Raw genomic sequence first — 19049 nt, 5'->3', positions numbered from 1 at the left:
CCATGAGCGACACCGCGACCAAGACCATCCCGCTCACCGTCGTCGGCGCGGCCGACCCGGTCGCGGCCCCGGCGGTGTTGCAATCCACCACCATGACCCCCGGCGCCAAGCAGCTCGGCGGCGACAAGATCAACCGTTCGCCGGTGCAGTTCGCGCAGGCGCCGGTGCTGCGCAAGCCGTCGTGGATCCGGGTGCGGATTCCGTCCGGCAATTCGGTCGCCCAGCTCAAGGCCAAGCTGCGCGAGAACCGCCTGGTCACGGTGTGCGAGGAAGCCAGCTGCCCGAACATCCACGAGTGCTTCGGCCACGGCACCGCCACCTTCATGATCCTCGGCGAGGTCTGCACCCGCCGTTGCTCGTTCTGCGACGTCGCCCACGGCCGGCCCAAGCCGCCGGATCCGCAGGAGCCGGTCAACCTGGCCAATACCGTCGCCGACATGGGGCTGAAGTACGTGGTGGTGACCAGCGTCGACCGCGACGACCTGCGCGACGGCGGCGCCCAGCATTTCGTCGACTGCATCGCCGCGATCCGCGCCCAGAGCCCGCGCACCAAGATCGAGATCCTGACCCCGGACTTCCGCGGCAAGGGCCGGATGGAACGGGCGCTGGAGATCCTGGCCAACGACCCGCCGGACGTGTTCAACCACAACGTCGAGACCGTGCCGGACCTGTACGCCAACGTGCGTCCGGGCGCCGACTACCAGTGGTCGCTGACCCTGCTGCAGATGTTCAAGGCCCAGCACCCGCAGGTCGCGACCAAGTCCGGGATCATGCTCGGCCTGGGCGAGACCATGGAGCAGGTGCAGGCGACCCTGCGCGACCTGCGCGCCCACGACGTCGACATGATCACCATCGGCCAGTACCTGCAGCCGACCGCGCACCACCACCCGGTGCTGCGCTACTGGACCCCGGACGAGTTCAAGCAGCTCGAGGTCTACGGCATGTCGCTGGGCTTCACCCACGTCGCCTCCGGCCCGCTGGTGCGCTCGTCCTATCACGCCGATCGCCAGGCGATCGAAGCCGGCTTCGCCGACACCGCCAATCACTGAGCCGGCGGGTCCGCCAGGCGCAGTTCGATCGCCGCCTCGCCGCCGGCCTGGCGGCGAAGCAGTCGCAGGCGCGTCTCCGGCCCCAGGCAGCGCCCGGCCGGCGAGCCGGCGACATAGCCCTCGGCGATGAAATAGTCGCGGTCCAGGGTCGCGACGCGTTCGCCGTCGCCGGTGCGCAAGCGCAGCTGCGGCGGGGTGTCCTGGCCGAAACAAAGCCGGTGCCAGGCGAAGCCGGTCAGCTCCGCCGCCGGCACCGCCGCGGTGTCGCGCGCCTGCAACAGGCGCTGAATCCGCGTTTGCACCTCGTCCCGGAGCGGGTCGCCGCCGCAGGCGCCGAGCAGGGCGGGGAGCGCCGCGAGCGCGAGCCAGCTCAGGGCGCGCAGCGGGCGCTGGGGCAGGGCGGTCATTCCGGATCCTTGGAGCGCGGCCGGGCCGCGACCGCGGAATTGGCGCATGCCGGGCGGCGGCGGCGCAAGTCCGGCCGGAACGCCCGGCCGTTGTCGTTCGCATTCATGCGCCGCCGCAGACACGGGCGGGGGTCCGCAAACGGCGGTGTAACCGATCGCTAACGCTTCGCCCGGCCAAACTGAACCGCTTTCACGGCTGCAACAGGCAATCGCGCCGGACGGGCGTGACAGGGCCGGCAACTTTCGGCACTGTGGGCCTGTCCAAGGCCGGACCATGCTTTCGACGCCGGCCCACGCCGAGAAGATTCCGCGATGACCCCCAAGAACACGCGTGCCCTTACCCTGTTCGCAGGGCTCCTGCTGACCGCCCCGCTGGCGCTGCTGGCGCGGCCGGAGACGACGGCCCCGGCCGCCGGTTCGGCGGCGCTGCCGACCGCGCCGACCGCCGACCAGACCATGGCCGCCAAGCTGGTCTACGGTCTGCTGTCCGACAGCCGCTACGCCTACCGCCCGCGCGCGCTCGACGACGCGCTGTCGGCCGACATGTACAAGCGCTACCTGGAAGCGCTTGACGCCGGCAAGCAGTTCTTCACCGCCGCCGACATCGCCCGTTTCGACGCCTACAAGACCAAGCTCGACGACGCGATCAAGAGCGGCGACCTGAGCCCGGCGTATGCGATGTTCGCCACCTACAAGCAGCGCGTCGACCAACGCGTCGCCTATGCCCGCGGCCTGCTCAAGCAGCCGGGCAATTTCGAATTCGACGGCAGCGACCGCTACGAGTACGACCGCAAGGACGCGCCGTGGGTCGCCGACGGCGCCGCGCTCGACGCGCTGTGGAAGCAGTCGGTGCGCAACGACTGGCTGCGCCTGAAGCTGGCCGGCAAGAAGAGCGACGACATCGCCAAGACTCTGGACAAGCGCTACGCCAACCTGAGCAAGGGCATCGCCGAGCTCAAGGGCGAGGACGTGTTCCAGACCTTCGTCAACAGCTACGCCAACGCGATCGATCCGCACACCGACTATCTGACTCCGAAGTCGGCCGACAACTTCAACATGACCATGTCGCTGTCGCTGGACGGTATCGGCGCGCAGTTGCAGAAGCAGGACGACGTGGTCGCGATCCGCGAGATCATCCCCGGCGGCCCGGCCTCGCGCAGCAACCTGCTCAAGGCCGGCGACCGCATCGTCGGCGTCGGCCAGGGCGAGAGCGGGACGATGGAGGACGTGATCGGCTGGCGCATCGACGACGTGGTCGCCAAGATCCGCGGCGCCAAGGGCACCAAGGTGCGCTTGGACGTGGTTCCGGCCGAGTCGGGCCTGGACAGCAAGCCCAACCGCATCGTCCTGGTGCGCGACAAGGTGCGCCTGGAAGACCAGGCCGCCAAGTCCGAAATCATCGACATCCCGGCGGCCGGCGACGCGCCGGCCAAGCGGATCGGCGTGATCAAGCTGCCGGGCTTCTATCAGGACTTCGAAGGCCGGCGCAAGAACGCCAACGACTACGCCTCGGCGACCCGTGACGTGGCCAAGCTGCTGACCAAGCTGCGCGGCGACAAGGTCGACGGCGTGGTGCTGGACCTGCGCAACAACGGCGGCGGTTCGCTCAACGAGGCCATCGAGCTGACCGGTCTGTTCATCGACCGCGGCCCGGTGGTGCAGGTGCGCGAATCCGGCGGCCGGGTCAGCGTGGAAGGCGACAGCGACACCGGCATCGCCTGGGAAGGCCCGCTGGCGGTGCTGATCAACCGCGGCTCGGCTTCGGCCTCGGAGATCTTCGCCGGCGCGATCCAGGACTACGGCCGCGGCCTGGTCATCGGCGAGACCAGCTTCGGCAAGGGCACGGTGCAGAATCTGGTCGACCTCGACCGCTGGCCGGCCAACGAGAACGCGCGCTTCGGCCAGGTCAAGCTGACCATCGCCCAGTTCTTCCGCGTCAGCGGCGGCTCGACCCAGAACAAGGGCGTGGTGCCGGACATCGCCTTCCCGGTCTCGGTCGACGCCACCGAATACGGCGAAAGCACCTACGACAACGCCCTGCCGTGGACCAAGATCGCCGCGGTAGACCACACCAGCTACGGCAACTTCGCGCCGTTGCTGCCGAAGCTGGAAGGCCTGCACAGCGCGCGCATGGGCTCGGACAAGGAGTTCCAGTGGTGGTCGCAGGACGTGGCCGAGTTCCGCGCCGAACGGGCCAAGAAGTCGGTCTCGCTCAACGAGGCCGAGCGCCGCGCCGAGCGCGACCGCGACGACGCCAAGCGCAAGCAGCGCCAGGCCGAGCGCAAGCAACTGGGCCTGGCCCTGGACCCGCTGGCCGACGACGCCAACGACGACGGCCTGTCCGGCAACGAGCGCGACATCGTCAAGGACGCGGCGCGCGAGAAGCTGGCCGAGAAGCGCCCGGATCCGTTGCTGCGCGAATCGGCGACGATCCTGGCCGACGCGGTGCGCCTGCTCAACAACGACCGCCAGCTGTCGGCGCAGGTGCTGCCGACCGCGACCCGGCCGGGGCATTGGGCCGACTGAGGCCGCCGCATCGATCGGAGACGCCCGCGCCGAGCGCGTGGGCATCGCAGCACCGAAACGCGCCCACCGGGCGCGTTTCTTTTTTGCCCGGAGCATCCGCGTCGCCACGGTCGTTGCGGCGCTGTCGGCCTTTCGGTGGTCGCGGCTTACGCCGCTCCTGCAGGGGGGCGACGCCGCCGGCCCTGGTAGGAGCGGCGTAAGCCGCGACCACCGCAGCGGTGTACGCCAGCGTTCGTGCCGAAGCCCGGCCCGGTAAGCGCCGCTCGCGCGCCGCCATCCTCGTTTCTGCGGACGGCGCGGTATCCGTCCTCTTCGGGTGTCGCGGCTTACGCCGCTCCTACAGGGGGAGCGACGCCGCCGGCCCTGGTAGGAGCGGCGTAAGCCGCGACCACCGCAGCGGCGTGCGCCAGCGTTCGTGCCGAAGCCCGGCCCGGTGAGCGCCGCTCGCGCGCCGCCATCCTCGTTTCTGCGGACGGCGTGGTATTCGTCCTCTTCGGCTGTCGCGGCTTACGCCGCTCCTACAGGGGAGCGACGCCGCCGGCGCTTGTAGGAGCGGCGTAAGCCGCGACCACCGCAGCGGCGTGCGTCAGCGTTGCGGCCGAAGCCCGCGGCATGCAGGCCAGGCTGAACGCCCGCGCCGGCGCGCAAGAAGCGGATAGCCGGGCTTGCCGCCGCGGCCTAGTCTGGGCGCCATGAACGCCAAGTCCGCATTTCGACCGGCTCCGGCCGGCACCCCGGCCGCCGATAAGCTCGAGCGCGCCCGCGTCCTGCTCGATGCCGGCGAGCCCAGCCTGCACGAACTGGCCGCGGCGGTCGGCCTCAGCGCCTCGCACCTGCAGCGCCGCTTCAGCGCGCGCTATGGGCTCAGCCCGGCCGAGTACCTGGCCCAGCGCAAGCTCGGCAGCCTGCGTTCGGCCCTGCGCGAGGGACAGGAGGTCAGCGCGGCCTTGTACGACGCCGGCTACGGCTCGCCGTCGCGGGTTTACGAAGCCGGCGCGGCCAGGCTCGGCATGACTCCGGCCCGCTACCGCGCCGGCGGCGCCGGCGAGCAGATCCGCTGGAGCCTGGCGCCGACCGCGATCGGTATCGCCCTGGTCGCGACCACCGCGCGCGGCATCTGCATGGTCGAGCTCGGCGACGATCCGGTTGCGCTGGAGGCCAAGCTGCGCCGCGAGTTCCCGCAGGCGCAGCTGGAGCGCGTCGACGCCGGCCGCGACGAGTTCCTCGCCCCGCGCCTGCGCGCGGTCGCCGACACCCTCGACGGCCGCCGCGAAGAGGTGCCGCTGGACCTGATCGGCACCGCTTTCCAGAAGAAGGTCTGGGACGCGCTGATGAAGATCCCGCCCGGCCAGACCCGCAGCTACGCCGACATCGCCGAACAGATCGGGGCCCCACGCGGCGCGCGCGCGGTGGCCCAGGCCTGCGCCAACAACCGCATCGCCGTGGTCGTGCCCTGCCACCGCGTGGTCCGCGGCGACGGCTCGCTCGGCGGCTATCGCTGGGGGCTGCCGCTCAAGGAGCGGTTGCTTGAGCGCGAGCGGGTTGCTTGAGTCGGGACTTCGGGACTCGGGACTCGCAAAGCGGGACGCGGCGGCTTTTGCCTTTACGAGTCCCGAGTCCCCAGTCCCGAGTCCCGACTAGCCTCAGCGCCTCTTGCGCGCCGCCCGCGGCGCATCGCGCGTGGGCAGCTCCAGGCCATGCTTGACCACGTCGAACACCAGGTGGGTGTCGTAGCGCTTGACGTTGCCTTCGTCGAGGAACAGGCGGTCGACCACCTGGCGGCAGTGGGCGACGCCGGTGGTGGCCAGGATCACCAGGTAGTCCCATTCGCCGGCCAGGGTGTAGCACTGCTGCACTTCCGGGGCGGCGCGCACGCGGGCGTGGAAGGCGGCGTGGCGTTCGGCCGACTCGCGCTCCATGGTCACCCAGACCGCGGCCAGGGTGCTGCCCAGGGCCATCGGGTCGAGCACCGCGACCTGGCGCATCAGGCCTTCCTGGCGGTAGCGGGTCATGCGGCGCTGGACCGCGCTCGGCGACAGGCCGACGGCGTCGCCGAGCTCGCTGAGCGTGGCCGAGGCGTCGCGCTGCAGCAGCTCCAGCAGTTTGTGGTCGAACTCGTCCAGGGCCAGGGGTGCGGTCATGCAAGATTTTTGCGTCGATGCGGGCAAATTTTCAACCGCAATTTGACTGACATCGATACGCTATTCTTGATCTCATCGCATGAAGAATTTTTATGTGATGACTCGCTCCCCACCCCCCAAGACGGACGCCCGCGGGATGTCCCGGTACGTGACGCAAGCCGCCGCGCCAGAGCAGATCGGCGAGATCCTCGCCCTGATCCGCGAGCACGGCCCCAACCCCTGGAACTTCCTGCCCGAGTTGGAGTTGGCCGAGCACCTGGCGGCGATCCGGCGCGGACGCACCCAGGCGGTGGTGGCCGTATGCGATTGTGCGATCGTGGCCGCGGTCACGTTCGAGCCGAGCGATGCGTTCCATCGTTACCAACCGGCCGGACGCGAAGTCGAGTGGCAGGGGCACGTCCGCGAGGCCGTGGTGCACCGCGAACACCGCGGCCAGGGCCTGGGTTCGCGACTGCTGCAGGCCGCGGTCGCGCGCCTGCGGCAGATGGGGATGAGCGAGATCTACGTCGAGCGCCACGAGGAGAACGAGGGCTCGGCGGGGATGATGCGCAAGGCCGGTTTCGTGGTCATCGACGTGTTCGACGATCCGCGCCGCCGCGACGCAGGCAGCCGCCGGACCGCGGTGTCGCGTTACCAACCCCATCCCTAGACTGGCCGCCGCCGGCTCGCGCCAGCGAATCCGGCGGCGAGGAACCACCGCTGCACTGCGTCGCGCGTTCGCTCTCGCGCGACCCGACTCGCACTAACCCCATCGGCCGATCCCGTCGGCCGGTTGCTCCCGCCGTCTCTCGCCTTCGGAACCCCGCGTCATGAGCGCCGCCGCCCCCACCGCCGAACGCCTCGCCCCCGGTCCCCTCGCCGTCGCCTTCGCCCTGGCCTCGGTCTACGTCCTGTGGGGCTCGACCTACCTGGCGATCCGCTTCGCCCTGGCCAGCTATCCGCCGTTCCTGCTCGGCGCCGGGCGCATGGCCCTGGCCGGCGCGATCATGTACGCGGTGCTGCGCTGGCGCGGCGTCGCGCCGCCGACGCGCAAGCAGTGGCGCACCTTGTGGGTGCTGTCGATCTGGATGGTGCTGCTGTCCAACGGCCTGGTGAACCTGGCCGAGACCCAGGTCGACTCCGGCCTGGCCGCGATCGCGGTGGCGTCGATGCCGCTGTTCGCCGGCGTGTTCGCGATGCTGCGCGGGCGCCACCCGTCGAAGATCGAATGGATCGGCCTGGCGATCGGCTTCGTCGGCGTGGTCTGGCTCAACGCCGGCGGCAAGCTGGCGGCCTCGACCCTGGGCCTGGTGTGCCTGATCGTGGCGCCGATCGCCTGGGCCTGGGGTTCGATCTGGAGCCGCGACCAGGACCTGCCGTCGCCGTTCATGTCCGCCAGCGCGCAGATGCTGACCGGCAGCGTGTGGATGCTCGGCGCGGCGCTGCTGACCGGCGAACGCATCGTCGCCGTGCCCAGCGTCGGCGCCACCGCGGCCCTGCTGTACCTGGTCGTGGCCGGTTCGATCTTCGGCTTCACCGCCTACATCTGGCTGCTGCACCACGTGCGCCCGGCGCTGGCCACCAGCTACGCCTACGTCAACCCGCCGATCGCGGTGCTGTTCGGCGCGCTGCTGGCCGGCGAACGTTTCACTTCGCACGACCTGGGCGCGATGGCGGTGATCCTGGCCGGCGTGGTCATCATCACCCTGGCCCGCGCGCGCGCGGCCAAGCCGGCGGCGCCGCTGCCGGCGCAGGAAAAGGAACGCGCATGAACCTCGCCGTCGACCGCCGCGGTCTGTGGATCGCGATCGCCTCGTTCGCGCTATGGGGCGTGATGCCGCTGTACTGGCACCTGCTCAAGTCGGTGCCGTCGCTGCAGATCGTCGCCCACCGCATCGTCTGGAGCACCCTGCTGGTCGCCGCCTGGCTGTGCTGGAAGGTCGGCCGGCATTGGCTGCGCGAGGTGCTGGCGCAGCCGCGCAAGGCGGCGATGCTGGCGCTGAGCGGGGTGCTGATCGCGTTCAACTGGGGCCTGTACATCTGGGCGGTCAACGCCGGCCACGTGCTCGAAGGCAGCCTGGGCTATTTCATCGGGCCCTTGGTCAGCGTGATGCTGGGCGTGCTGTTCCTCGGCGAACGCCTGCGCGCGGTGCAGTGGGTGGCGATCGCGCTGGCCTTCGCCGGGGTGCTGTGGCTGACCCTGCGCTACGGCCAGCCGCCGCTGATCGCGCTCGGCCTGGCGGTGTCGTTCGCGATCTACGGCCTGGTGCGCAAGCTGGTCGCGGTCGAGGCGGTGACCGGACTGGGAGTCGAGAACGTGTACCTGTTCCTGCCCGCGCTGGGCCTGATGCTGTGGGGCGAAAGCCACGGCCAGGGCGGTTTCTTCGGCGCATGGGGCCTGGGCACCGACCTGCTGCTGGTGATCGCCGGCGCATTGACCGCGCTGCCGCTGATCGGCTTCGCCTACGCGGTGCGGCGGGTGTCGCTGACCGCGATCGGCCTGCTGCAGTACCTGGCGCCGTCGCTGCAGTTCCTGATTGGGGTGTGGGTGCTGCGCGAGCCGTTCGACGAAACCCGCGCGATAGGCTTTGCGATCATCTGGCTGGGCCTGATCCTGTTCGTCGGCGAAGGCATGCTGCGCTCGCGCCGGCTCGCGGCGGCGGCGCAGGCGGCCTGAGCGCGGCGGCGCTGCGGCCAAGGTTGCGGGCGAAGAGCAAATCCCCCCAGCCCCCCTTTTCCAAGGGGGAGAACCGCATCTGCTTCACAGGGCTGCATGTGCGGCGATTTGCGGGACCGCAAGCGCAGCCGCAACGATTCCCTGGCGACAGTAGTTCCCCCTTCGAAAAAGGGGGGCGGGGGATTTGCTTCGGCTTTGGCCCTGCGTTTCGTCGCCGTCGAACCACCGATATGCCACGCGCAAACGACAAGGCCCTCTTCTTGCGAAGAGGGCCCCGATGCCGAACCGATGCGGCGCTGCGGCTTACAGCGCGCGCAGCGCCGTAGTCACCGGCAGGGTCGCCGCGCGCAGGGCCGGGAACAGGCCGCCGACGAAGCCGATCGCCAGCGCCCATTTCAGCCCGCTCCACAGCAGCGCGCCGGTAACCTGGAAGTCGAAGGTCAGCTGGCCGACGCCGCCGGCGATGGTCGAGGCGGTGTAGCCGTTGAACACCAGCCAGGCCAGGGCGCCGCCGATCAGGCCGCCGAGCAGCGCCAGCAGCATGGTCTCCAGCATCACCGCCACCACCACCGGCACGCCGCGGAAGCCGATCGCGCGCAGCGTGGCGATCTCGCGGGCGCGGGTGGCGACGGTGGCGAACATGGTGTTGAGCGCGCCGAACACCGCGCCGATCGCCATGATCGAGCCGACCACGATGCCGATGACCCGGATCACCTTGGTCATCGCCTCGCTCTGCTTGGCGAAATACTCGGCGGTGGTGCTGGTATCCACCTGCAGCCGCGGGTCGCCGGCCAGTGCGGCCTTGAAGCCCTTGAACTGCTTGGCGTCGGACAGCTTGGCCACGACCGAGTTGCGCGAGGCGCCGCGGCCGTAGGTGGCCGCGACCATCTGCGCGTCGGCCCAGACTTCCGAGTCCATCGCGTCGCCGGACTTGAACACGCCGACCACGTTCCAGCGCTCGTTGCCCAGGCGGATCTGCTTGCCGACCTCCAGGCCCGCGAACTGGCGCTGGGCGCCTTGGCCGACCACCACTTCGCGCTTGCCGGTCTCGAAGCGCCGGCCCTGGACGATCTTGACCTGCGGCCGCACCTGCCAGGCGCGGTCGCCGACGCCGCGCAACTGCACGCTGCCGTCCTCGTCGGGGGCGCCGCCCTTGATCGGCAGGTTGGCCGCGACCACCGTTTCCGGCGAGGCCAGCGGCCGGCCGTCGGCGCCGCGGGCGATGCCCGGGGCCTGTTCGATCACGTTGATGCTGGCCAGGTCCAGGGTCGACATCACCTCGGCCGCGGACGCGCCGCGCAGCACCATCACGCTGTCGTCGCTGCCGGTGCGGCGCAGGGTTTGCTGGTAGCCCTCGGCCATCGACAGCATCGCCACCAGCACCGCGACCACGCCGGCGATGCCGATCACCACCACCGAGGACGAACCCAGGCGCTGGCTCAGGGTGCTGATGCCGACGCCGGCGACCGAGGCCGCCTGGCGGCCGCTGCGGGTCAGCAGCATCCACAGCGCGAACGCGGCGGCCAGGCCGAGCAGGGCCGGCCAGGGCAACAGCGACCACGCGACCAGGGCGACGATCAGGCACAGGCCGGTGAAGGCGCCGCGGAGCAGGGATTTGAGTTTCTTCATGAGTGCGTTCTCCTCAGCGTCCGGCCAGCGCATCGACGATGTTCAAACGCATCGCGCGGATCGCCGGCAACAGCCCGACCAGCACGCCGATGCCGAGCATCAGGCTCAGGCCCAGGGCCCAACTGTTCAGGCCGATCGGCGGCACGTTGATCGCGCCGCCGCTGATCGTGGCGACGATCGGCCCGAGCGCGCCGGCGATGGCCACGCCGATCACGCCGCCGATCAGCATCAGCAGCACCGATTCGGCCAGCACCAGCAGCAGCACGCTGCGGTCGGGGAAGCCCATGGTCTTGAGCACCGCCAGCTCGGAGGTGCGCTCGCGCACCGCCTGGGCCATGGTGTTGCCGGTCAGCAGCACCAGGGTGAAGAACACCGCGCCCATGATCGAGCCGACGATCAGGCCGATGTCGGCCATCTGCTTCATCCACGACGCGGTCGCGGCCTGCTCGGTCTGGGTCTTGGTCTCGTGGTCGGAGTTGGCCGACAGCGCGTCGATCGCCTTGGCCACGCGGTCGGCGCGGTTGACGTCGGCGACTTCGCTGACGTACCAGCCGACCGTGCCGCGATTGTAGGGCGTGGACTCGTCGAAGTACTTCCAGTGCATCAGCAGCATCTGGTCGTACCAGCCGCCGGACTTCTTGTCGGCGACGGCGAGCGTGCCGACGATGTCGAAGCTCCAGTTCTTGCTGCCGTCGCGGTTGGGGAAGATGGTCGACTGCAGCGGAATCTTCTGCCCGACCTTCCAGCCGAAGCGCTTCATCAGCCCTTCGCCGACCAGGATGCCGGTGCGGGTCTGGGCGAAAGCCGCGCGCTGCGCCTTGGACACGCTCATCTCGGGGTAGAGATCGAGGTAGTTGTCGGCCACGGCGAAGCTGAAGATCTGGTTGTGCGGGTCCTGATACGCGCCGCCGAACCAGTTGGCGTAAGTGACCTGCTTGACCCCGTCGACCTGGCCGATCCGGCCGTGCAGGGCCTGCGGCAGGGTCTGGATGAAGGACAGGCGCGAACCGGTCTGCAGGCGCTTGGCGCCGTTGGCGCTCTGGCCGGCCTGTTCGAAGCTCTCGCGCACGCCGTCGAGCAGGCCGAACAGCAGGAACGCGGCGATGATCGACATCAGGGTCAGCGCAGTGCGGGTCTTGCGCCGCATCAGCTCCGCCCAGATCAGATGGAAATATTTCATCTCGGACGCTCCCGGCTCAGGCCGCGTGCGACTGCTGCTCGACCAGGGTGCCCTTGTCGAGGTGCAGGGTGTGGGTGGCGTACTCGGCGGCCTTCGGGTCGTGGGTGACCATGACGATGGTTTTGCCGTGTTCGCGGTTGAGCAACTGCAGCAGGTTGAGGATCTCCTCGGCCGAATGGCGGTCCAGGTCGCCGGTGGGTTCGTCGCAGATCAGCAGGGTCGGGTCGGAGACGATGGCGCGGGCGATCGCCACGCGCTGCTGCTGGCCGCCGGAGAGTTCGTTCGGGCGGTGCTTGCCGCGCTCGGCCAGGCCGACCAGCTGCAGCGCGATCTCGGCGTTGCGGCGGCGCTGGGCGGCGCCCAGGTGGGTCAGCAGCAGCGGCAGCTCGACGTTCTTCTGCGCGCTCAACGCCGGCATCAGGTTGTAGAACTGGAACACGAAGCCGACGTGGCGGCTGCGCCACTGCGACAACTGGCCGGCGCTCATCCGGTCGATGCGCTCGCCCTCGACGGTGATCTCGCCGCTGCTGGGCGTGTCCAGGCCGCCGATCAGGTTGAGCAGGGTGGTCTTGCCCGAGCCGGACGGCCCCATCAGGGCGACGAAATCGCCCTTGGCGATGTCCAGGTCGATGCCGTGCAGGACTTCGACCTTTTCCGGCCCGCGTTGGTAGGTCTTGGTGAGGTTTTGGATCGAAACCAAGGTGTCGGCCATCGTCGAAGTCCTCGTACGTGTTGCGGATAGGAAGCGCGGCGCGCTTGCCGCGCCGTCCGGGTGAATCGATCGCGATCAGTCGCTCTTTTCCGACGAACCGGCGTCGGCGTTTTCGACACGCACCGCGGCGCCGTCGCCCAGGCCGTCGGCCGGGGACAGCACCACGGTCTCGCCGCCGCTCAGGCCCTGGGTGACTTCGCGGTCCTCGCCGAGCTTGCGACCCAGGGTCACCGCGGTCTGGCGGACTTTTTCGTCCTCGACCACGAACACCACGTCGCGGCCGTCGCGCTGGGCCAGCGCCGCCGCCGGCACCATCGCGCTGGGCTTGGCCTGCACCGCCTGGGCCGGCTTGGCCGCTTCCAGGAAGCTGACCCGCACGCCCATGTCGGGGACGATGCGCGCGTCGCGCAGCTTGATCGCGATGCGCACCTTGACCGTGGCCTTGCCGCGGTCGGCGGCCGGGATGATGGCGATGACCTCGGCCGGAATCTTCCAGTCCGGGTAAGCGTTGAGCACCGCCTCGACCGGCATCTTCGGCTGCACCCGGCCGATGTAAGCCTCGCCGACGTCGACTTCGATCTCCAGCGAGTCCATGTCGACGATGGTGCCGATGCCGGTGCGGGTGAAGCCGCCGCCGGCCGACAGCGGCGAGACGATCTCGCCCGGCTGCGCCGCCTTGGCGGTGACCACGCCGGAGAACGGCGCGCGCACCACGGTGTTGTCGACGCCGATGTCGGCGATGCGCAGGCTGTCGCCGGACACCTTGACGTTGCGCTGCGCGGTCAGCAACTGCGCGCGCAGCGCGTCGCGGGTGGCCACCGCCTGGTCGTACTGTGCTTTGGACACCAACTGCTGCTTGGCCAGGGGGGCCAGGCGGCCGGCGTTGGCTTCGGCTTCCTTGAGCTGGGCCTGCACGCGCGCGGTCTCGCTCTGCGCGGCGCCGAGCTGGGCGGCGCTGAGCTCGCGCTGGGCGTTGGCGTCGATCGGGTCCAGGGTGGCCATGACCTGGCCTTCCTCGACCCGCTGGCCTTCCTCGATCAGCACCTCGCGCACCTTGCCGGTGATCTTGGCCGAGACCGTGGCCATGCGCCGCGCGACCACGTAGCCGGTGGCGTCGAGCACCGAAGCGCCGGCGCCGCTGCCTCCGCCGATCGCGGTGACCGTGGCGGTGTCCACCTGGGTCGCGGCATTGCGCCCGAACAGCGCCCAGGCGGCGACGCCGAGCACCAGGGCGAGCAGGCCGACCAGGCCGATGACCAGGCCGCGCCCGGGGCCGGATCGCTCCGGCGGCCGGTTGCGGTCGATGCGAAGTTCCTTCAGTAGATCAGCCGATGCACTCATGATCTCAACCAGGACGCCAGAACCGGCCTAGTGTGACCGTGGCGCGATGGCACGCCAACCTGCGGAAAGTCAGGAACTGTCAGCCCTGCAGTCGTCGGTTTTTCATGACAGGTGTCACGCAACGGCGAGGGCGGGGCGGTGGTGCGCCGCGCGCGCGAACAGAGGCCCCCTTTGCAAAAGGGGGCCAGCGCCCGGCGTGGGTGCGTTTCTGAGTGGCCGATGGAGCGCGGGGGATTTGCTTTGCGGCGGGAAGAGCAAGAGCAAATCCCCCTGCCCCCCTTTTTCAAAGGGGGGGACAGCAAGGGCGCGGGGTGGCTGCGTGGCGCGCGAGAGCCATGGCCCCCTTTGCAAAAGGGGGCCAGCGCCCGGCGTCGGTGCGTTTCTGAGTGGCCGATGGAGCGCGGGGGATTTGCTTCGCGGCGGGAAGGGCAAAAGCAAATCCCCCCTGCCCCCCCTTTTTCAAAGGGGGGAACGGCAAAGGCAGGGGTGCGATCCACGGCTCGCAAAGGCCGCGCGAGCCGTTGTCTGCAGAGAGGGCCGCGAACTACTGCCCCTTTGCAAAAGGGGGCTAGCGCCCGGCGCCGGTGCGTTTCTGAGTGGCTTGCGGAGCGCGGGGGATTTGCTTTGCGGGGGATGGTCGAAAGCAAATCCCCCTTGCCCCCTTTTTCAAAAGTGGGGCGCGGCAAAGGCGGGGTAGGGGCGGTCGCGGCCGGCGGATGCGGTGTGCGGGTCGTCAGCCCGTCGCGCGCGCCTTGAGCATGGCGTACGCCGCGCGCAGGCCCTGCGCCTCGCCGCCGGCCGGGCGGCCCGGGCGGTCGGCGTCGTTCCAGCTGTACACGTCCAGGTGCGCCCACGGCAGCTCGGCGGGAACGAAGCGCTCCAGGTACAGCGCCGCGGTCACCGAGCCGGCCATCTTCGACGGGCCGCCGTTGGCGAGGTCGGCGATATGGCTGGTCAGGTAGCGCAGGTAGGGGCGCCACAGCGGCATCCGCCACAGCGGGTCGCGCTGCGCCTGGCCGGCTTGCAGCCAGGCCTCGGCGACCTCGTCGCGATTGGCGAACAGCGCCGGCAGGTCCGGGCCCAGGGCGATGCGCGCTGCGCCGGTCAGGGTGGCGAAGTCGAGCAGCAGCTCCGGCGCCTGTTCGGCGGCGTAGGTCAGCGCGTCGCACAGGATCACCCGGCCTTCGGCGTCGGTGTTGTCGATCTCGACGCTGACGCCCTGGCGGGTGGCGATGACTTCGCCGGGGCGGAACGCGTTCGGGCCGACCGCGTTTTCCACCGCCGGCACCAGCAGGGTCAGGCGCAGCGGCAGCTTGCGCGCCATGATCAGCTCGGCCAGGCCGATCGCGTGCGCGGCGCCGCCCATGTCCTTCTTCATCCAGCGCATGCCGTCGGCCGGCTTGAGGTCCAGGCCGCCGGTGTCGAAGCACACGCCCTTGCCGACCAGGGCGATGTGCGGATGGCGCTCGTCGCCCCAGCGCAGCGCGATCAGGCGCGGCGCGCGGTGCGAGGCGCGGCCGACCGCGTGGATCGCGGGGAAGTTCTGCTTCAGCAAGTCGTCGCCGGCGACCACCTCGACCGCGGCGCCGTGGCGCTGGCCGATCTCGCGCGCGATCGCTTCCAGTTCGTCCGGGCCCATGTGTTCGGTCGGGGTGTTGATCAGGTCGCGCACGCGCAGGCTGGCGGCGATCACGGCGAAGCTTTCGGCGTGGTCGGCGGCGTCGATCACCAGTTGCGCCGGCGCGCGCGGCGCGGCCTTGTAGCGGTCGAAGCGGTAGCTGCCCAGGCCCCAGCCGATGTGCAGCGCGTCCAGGGTGGCCGCGTCGTACTGGCCTTCGGCGCGCCAGCGCCGGGCAGGCAGGGCGAACGGACCGTGGCCGTAGGAGTACGGGTCCAGCGGATCGCCGATGCCGAGCACGCCGGCGACGATCCGGCCGTCGCTGCCGGGCAGGATGACGGCGGTGCCGGGCGTGCCGTCGAAGCCCTGGCTGTCGAGCCAGGCGGCGGCGGTATCGGCCAGCGATTCGCGCCAGGCCTTGAGGCTGTTGCGGCTGACCAGGACCAGCGGCAGGGCGTCGCTGGCGTCGTCGGTGAAACCCAGGGGCAGAGTCATGCGGCAGCGGTATCCGTGCGGTGGCCCGCGTCGAGCCAGTCGGCCAACGCGGCGAGGGTGGTGAATTCCAGGTCCGGGCGCAGCCCGGCGTGCGGCCAGGCGCGGCCTTCGCGGTTGATCCAGCAGGTGCGCAGCCCGGCGCGGGCGCCGCCGACGATGTCCAGCTCGATGTCGTCGCCGACATGCAGCACCTGCGCCGGCTCGACACCGAGGCGATCGCAGGCGGCCAGGAAGATGCTCGGGTCCGGCTTGGCCCGGCCGTGCTCGCGCGCGCCGAGCTGGAAGCGGAACAGCGGCATCAACCCGATCCGGACCAGGTCGGCGTTGCCGTTGCTGAGCGCGGCCAGCGGCACGCGCCCGGCCAGGCGGGCCAGCGCGGCCTCGCTGTCGGCGTAGTGCTCGACCTCGCAGCGCGCGGCGAAGAACGCGTCGAAGGCGGCGTCGACCAGGGCGACGTCGTCGCCGGATTCGCGCAGCACATGCTCCAGAGTCAGCCGGCGCTGCTGGGTGAAGTCGTGGGCCAGGTCCGGACGCTCGGCGGCGATGCGGTCGCGCAGCGCGCGCATCGCCTCGACCGGGAACCGCGCCGCGGTCGCCGGCGCGTGCCGGCGCAGCCAGGCGTCGAGGGCCGCCTCGGCGCGCACCATCACCGGCGCGATCGGCCAGATGGTGTCGTCGAGGTCCAGGGTGATGGCGCGGACGGGAAAGCTCATGCGGCCAGTTTAGCGCGCCCGGCGCCGGCGGCCGGCTCCGCGGTCGCGGACCGGCGCGGGCGCGGCTTCAGGCGCCGTCGCGGGCCAGCCGGTCGGCCCGCTTCGGCAAGGCCGCCGCCGCATTCATTCCAGCAGCCGCGACCAGCCTTCGAGGCCGTCGATCCGCGCCAGCACCAACTTCACGCAGACCAGCAGCGGCACCGCCAGCAGCAGGCCGACGATGCCCCACAGCCAGCCGAACAGCATCAGCGCCAGGATCAGCACCAGCGGCGACAGGCGCATGCGCCGACCGAGCACGATCGGGGTCACCGCCTGCGACTCGATCGTATGCAGCAACAGGTAGACCCCGGCCGGCAACAGCGAGGGCCACAGCTCGTCGAAGGCGACGAAGCCCATCAGCAGCATGATGATCATGCCGATCAGCGGGCCGACGAAGGGGGCGAAGTTGAGGATCGCCGCCATCGTCCCCCACAGCAGCGACTCTTGCAGCGGCACGCCCAGCGCGTACAGCGCGCCGGCCAGGGCCAGGCCCAGGCCGGTGTTGATCAGGCTGATGGTCAGCACGTAGCGCGAGATCTCGCGCTCGATCGAGTGCAGGATGTCGATGGTCAGCTTCTTCTGCTGCGGCCCCGGCAGCAGCGCGATCGCGTTGCGTTGCAGCGACTCGCCGTAGACCATGAAGAAGAAGGTCAGCAGGATCACCGCCAGCACCTGGGCCAGGTACTTCGGCGTCGCGGTCAGCGAGCGGTAGGGGTCGTTGAGCTCGGTCTTGACCACCTGCACCGGCTTGCTGGTGCTCTCGCCGCCGGCGGCGCGGGCGATGTTCTGCGCGGCGCGGTTGGCCTCCTGCATCGGCTTGGTCATCTGCCGCAGCTTGGGCGCCAGCTGCTTCATCTCGCGCGGCACCTGGCGCACCCATTCGCCGGCCGGTTCGACCAATTGCAGGGCCAGCACGCCGGACACCGCCAGGCCGCCGGCCAGCACCAGCACCGCGCCGACGAAGCGCGGCAGGTACAGCCGCTGCAGCAGGCGCAGGATCGGGTTGCCGACCAGGGCGAAGAACGCGGCGAGCAGGATCGGCAGGATCAGCTCCTGCGCCGCCCACAGGGTGAAGCCGACCGCCAGCGCGGCGAGGATGCGCAGCGACAGCGGTGCGCGCGGCCGCGCCGGAGGCGGCTCGGAGGCGGGCGGGGGCGCGGGCTCGTCGGCGGCCGGCGGCGCCGGCGCGTCCGCGGCCGACGGTGGGGAGGGCGTGCTCAAGGCGGGACCGTCAGGCCTGTTCGGTGGTGGAACTGTGCGCCTTGCCGGGTTTGGACGCTACTGCCGCGTAGCCCGGCGCGACCACCGCTTCGACCGCGGCCTCGGCGTTGTCGGCGGCCTGTCCGGCTTCGCCGGCGGCGCGGCCGGCCTGGTCGGCGGCCTGTTGCGCGCTGCTGCCGGCGAACAGGCCCGACAGCAGGGTGACCAGTTGCATCAGGTTGCCGCTCTTCGCCGCCAGCTTGACCGGCTCGGCGCGGCCCATGACGAAGCCGGCGACCACGCCGGCGACGACGATCCGGCCCGGGGTCCAGGCCTCGCGCCAGCGCGCCTTGAGCGTGTCCTTGCGCTCCAGCGCCTGTTCGTAGCGGCCCTGGAGCAGTTGCTCGCGCTTGGCGACGCGGCGTTGCAGGCGCTGGAACCGGCTCATGCGCGCTCCTGGCGCCGCGCGGCGTCGGCGGCGAAGTTGGCCTGCAGTTCTTCTTCGTCCAGATCGCCCAGGCCGAGCCGGCGCAATTGCCGACGCGTCGCGTGCAGGCGGGTGTATTCGAAGTAGTGCAGGGCCTGCCAGATCCCGACCGCGGCGACGATCAGGCTGAGCCCGGAGGCGGCGGCCATCGAGGCCATCCACGACCAGCCCAGCACGCCCTGCAGCAGAGCGATCAGCGCCGCCATCAGCAGCAGCCAGGACGAGGCGCCGAACACGATCGCCACGCTGACCCAGAGCAGGGCGCGGCCGAGCGCGCTGCGGGCCAGGGCGAAGTCGGCGATCAACAGGCCGCGCAGGGCGCGGCCGGTGTCGATCGCCGCGTCCAGGCCTTCGCGGCCGGCGTCGCGGATTTCGCGGTAGGACTCCTCGATCGACGGCGAGCGCGGGCCCGGTGCGGCCGGGTCCGGCGCCGCGCCGCCGTCGGGCGCGGGGTCGTCCGCGGTGCGGTGCGGATCGCTCACGCTTACTTGTCGCTGCCGCGGGCCAGCTTGGCGATGATGAAGCCGGCGGCGAAGGCGATGCCGAACGAGGCCAGCGGACGCTCGCGGACCAGGTCGGCGGCGCTTTCGATCAGGTCGCGGCCCTTGTCCATCAGCGCATCGACCTGTTCGCGCGCGGCGCCGCCGGCGTGCTCGGCGGCGGCGATCCCGGCCAGGGCGCCGTCGGCCAGGTCGGACTTGACGTTGGCCTTGCCGATCTTGAGTTCGTCGCCGGCCACGCTGGCGGCGCTGCGCAGCGCGTCGCCGGCGTCGACCGCGGCCTGCTTGAGGTGGGAGCCGGCCTGGCCGAGGTTGCTCTTGATCGCGTCGGTCGAGGTGGGGGTCATCGGGGTCTT

18 protein-coding genes are annotated in these 19049 nt (G+C 70.7%); 6 read left to right on the top strand and 12 right to left on the bottom strand.

All coding sequences use genetic code 11. From position 1 onward, the window contains the following. Positions 1-2 precede the first annotated feature (2 nt). Positions 3-1049, top strand: coding sequence for a lipoyl synthase (lipA, locus tag AC3A57_RS00670; RefSeq protein WP_487577108.1), 1047 nt, complete (start codon positions 3-5; stop codon positions 1047-1049). Here the strand turns inward: lipA and AC3A57_RS00665 are convergent. Then, on the bottom strand, positions 1043-1456 hold the full coding sequence (locus tag AC3A57_RS00665; RefSeq protein ID WP_487577107.1) for a hypothetical protein: 414 nt from the start codon (positions 1454-1456) through the stop codon (positions 1043-1045). The two genes, lipA and AC3A57_RS00665, sit on opposite strands and share 7 nt — an antisense overlap. A gap of 312 nt (positions 1457-1768) precedes the next feature. Between AC3A57_RS00665 and AC3A57_RS00660 the strand changes: the two genes are divergently transcribed. Together AC3A57_RS00660 and AC3A57_RS00655 are read left to right on the top strand one after the other, a co-directional pair. Next, positions 1769-3982, top strand: a complete 2214-nt coding sequence (locus tag AC3A57_RS00660; protein WP_487577106.1) for a carboxy terminal-processing peptidase — start codon at positions 1769-1771, stop codon at positions 3980-3982. 692 nt (positions 3983-4674) lie between these two features. Then, a complete protein-coding gene (locus AC3A57_RS00655; RefSeq protein WP_487577105.1) occupies positions 4675-5532 on the top strand; it encodes a methylated-DNA--[protein]-cysteine S-methyltransferase in 858 nt (285 codons plus the stop codon). 93 nt (positions 5533-5625) lie between these two features. Here AC3A57_RS00655 and AC3A57_RS00650 read toward each other — a convergent pair whose 3' ends face one another. Next, positions 5626-6123, bottom strand: coding sequence for an Lrp/AsnC family transcriptional regulator (locus AC3A57_RS00650; RefSeq protein WP_064745868.1), 498 nt, complete (start codon positions 6121-6123; stop codon positions 5626-5628). Between the two features lie 136 nt (positions 6124-6259). Here AC3A57_RS00650 and AC3A57_RS00645 point away from each other — a divergent pair, with 136 nt between their 5' ends. The 3 genes from AC3A57_RS00645 to rarD all read left to right on the top strand — a co-directional run bounded on the left by AC3A57_RS00645 (position 6260) and on the right by rarD (position 8779). Next, positions 6260-6772: a GNAT family N-acetyltransferase gene (locus AC3A57_RS00645; protein WP_255594972.1), complete on the top strand. Its 513-nt coding sequence runs from the start codon at positions 6260-6262 to the stop codon at positions 6770-6772. 160 nt (positions 6773-6932) lie between these two features. Further along, the gene (gene yedA / locus AC3A57_RS00640; RefSeq protein WP_487577104.1) at positions 6933-7874 is read left to right on the top strand and encodes a drug/metabolite exporter YedA; all 942 of its coding nucleotides are present in this window, start codon (positions 6933-6935) and stop codon (positions 7872-7874) included. Then, on the top strand, positions 7871-8779 hold the full coding sequence (gene rarD / locus AC3A57_RS00635) for an EamA family transporter RarD (RefSeq protein WP_487577103.1): 909 nt from the start codon (positions 7871-7873) through the stop codon (positions 8777-8779). Before yedA ends, rarD begins: the two co-directional genes overlap by 4 nt. 303 nt (positions 8780-9082) lie before the next feature. Here the strand turns inward: rarD and AC3A57_RS00630 are convergent, their stop codons facing one another. From AC3A57_RS00630 to AC3A57_RS00585, 10 genes are all read right to left on the bottom strand, one after another. Next, a complete protein-coding gene (locus AC3A57_RS00630; protein ID WP_487577102.1) occupies positions 9083-10408 on the bottom strand; it encodes an ABC transporter permease in 1326 nt (441 codons plus the stop codon). Between the two features lie 13 nt (positions 10409-10421). Then, a complete protein-coding gene (locus AC3A57_RS00625; protein ID WP_487577101.1) occupies positions 10422-11588 on the bottom strand; it encodes an ABC transporter permease in 1167 nt (388 codons plus the stop codon). Positions 11589-11604: 16 nt separating this feature from the next. Continuing rightward, positions 11605-12300, bottom strand: a complete 696-nt coding sequence (locus AC3A57_RS00620) for an ABC transporter ATP-binding protein (protein ID WP_221670056.1) — start codon at positions 12298-12300, stop codon at positions 11605-11607. Positions 12301-12375: 75 nt separating this feature from the next. Continuing rightward, entirely contained in the window at positions 12376-13641 is a 1266-nt protein-coding gene (locus AC3A57_RS00615) for an efflux RND transporter periplasmic adaptor subunit (protein ID WP_487577100.1), read from the bottom strand. A gap of 733 nt (positions 13642-14374) precedes the next feature. Then, positions 14375-15754: a leucyl aminopeptidase family protein gene (locus AC3A57_RS00610; RefSeq protein ID WP_487577099.1), complete on the bottom strand. Its 1380-nt coding sequence runs from the start codon at positions 15752-15754 to the stop codon at positions 14375-14377. Then, positions 15751-16467, bottom strand: coding sequence for an HAD family hydrolase (locus tag AC3A57_RS00605; protein WP_487577098.1), 717 nt, complete (start codon positions 16465-16467; stop codon positions 15751-15753). The genes AC3A57_RS00610 and AC3A57_RS00605 overlap by 4 nt, the downstream gene beginning before the upstream one ends. Positions 16468-16590: 123 nt before the next feature. Next, a complete protein-coding gene (locus AC3A57_RS00600) occupies positions 16591-17727 on the bottom strand; it encodes an AI-2E family transporter (RefSeq protein ID WP_487577097.1) in 1137 nt (378 codons plus the stop codon). Positions 17728-17737: 10 nt separating this feature from the next. Continuing rightward, entirely contained in the window at positions 17738-18154 is a 417-nt protein-coding gene (locus AC3A57_RS00595; RefSeq protein WP_487577096.1) for a hypothetical protein, read from the bottom strand. Beyond that, positions 18151-18675: a phage holin family protein gene (locus AC3A57_RS00590; protein WP_487577095.1), complete on the bottom strand. Its 525-nt coding sequence runs from the start codon at positions 18673-18675 to the stop codon at positions 18151-18153. Before AC3A57_RS00590 ends, AC3A57_RS00595 begins: the two co-directional genes overlap by 4 nt. A 2-nt stretch (positions 18676-18677) precedes the next feature. After that, on the bottom strand, positions 18678-19040 hold the full coding sequence (locus AC3A57_RS00585) for a hypothetical protein (protein ID WP_221670048.1): 363 nt from the start codon (positions 19038-19040) through the stop codon (positions 18678-18680). Between the last annotated feature and the right edge of the window lie 9 nt (positions 19041-19049).

This window comes from Lysobacter sp. Soil_C_15 (assembly GCF_057657315.1).
Note: the sequence above shows the minus strand (reverse complement) of the source record. Positions and strands in the feature narration are given on the sequence as shown.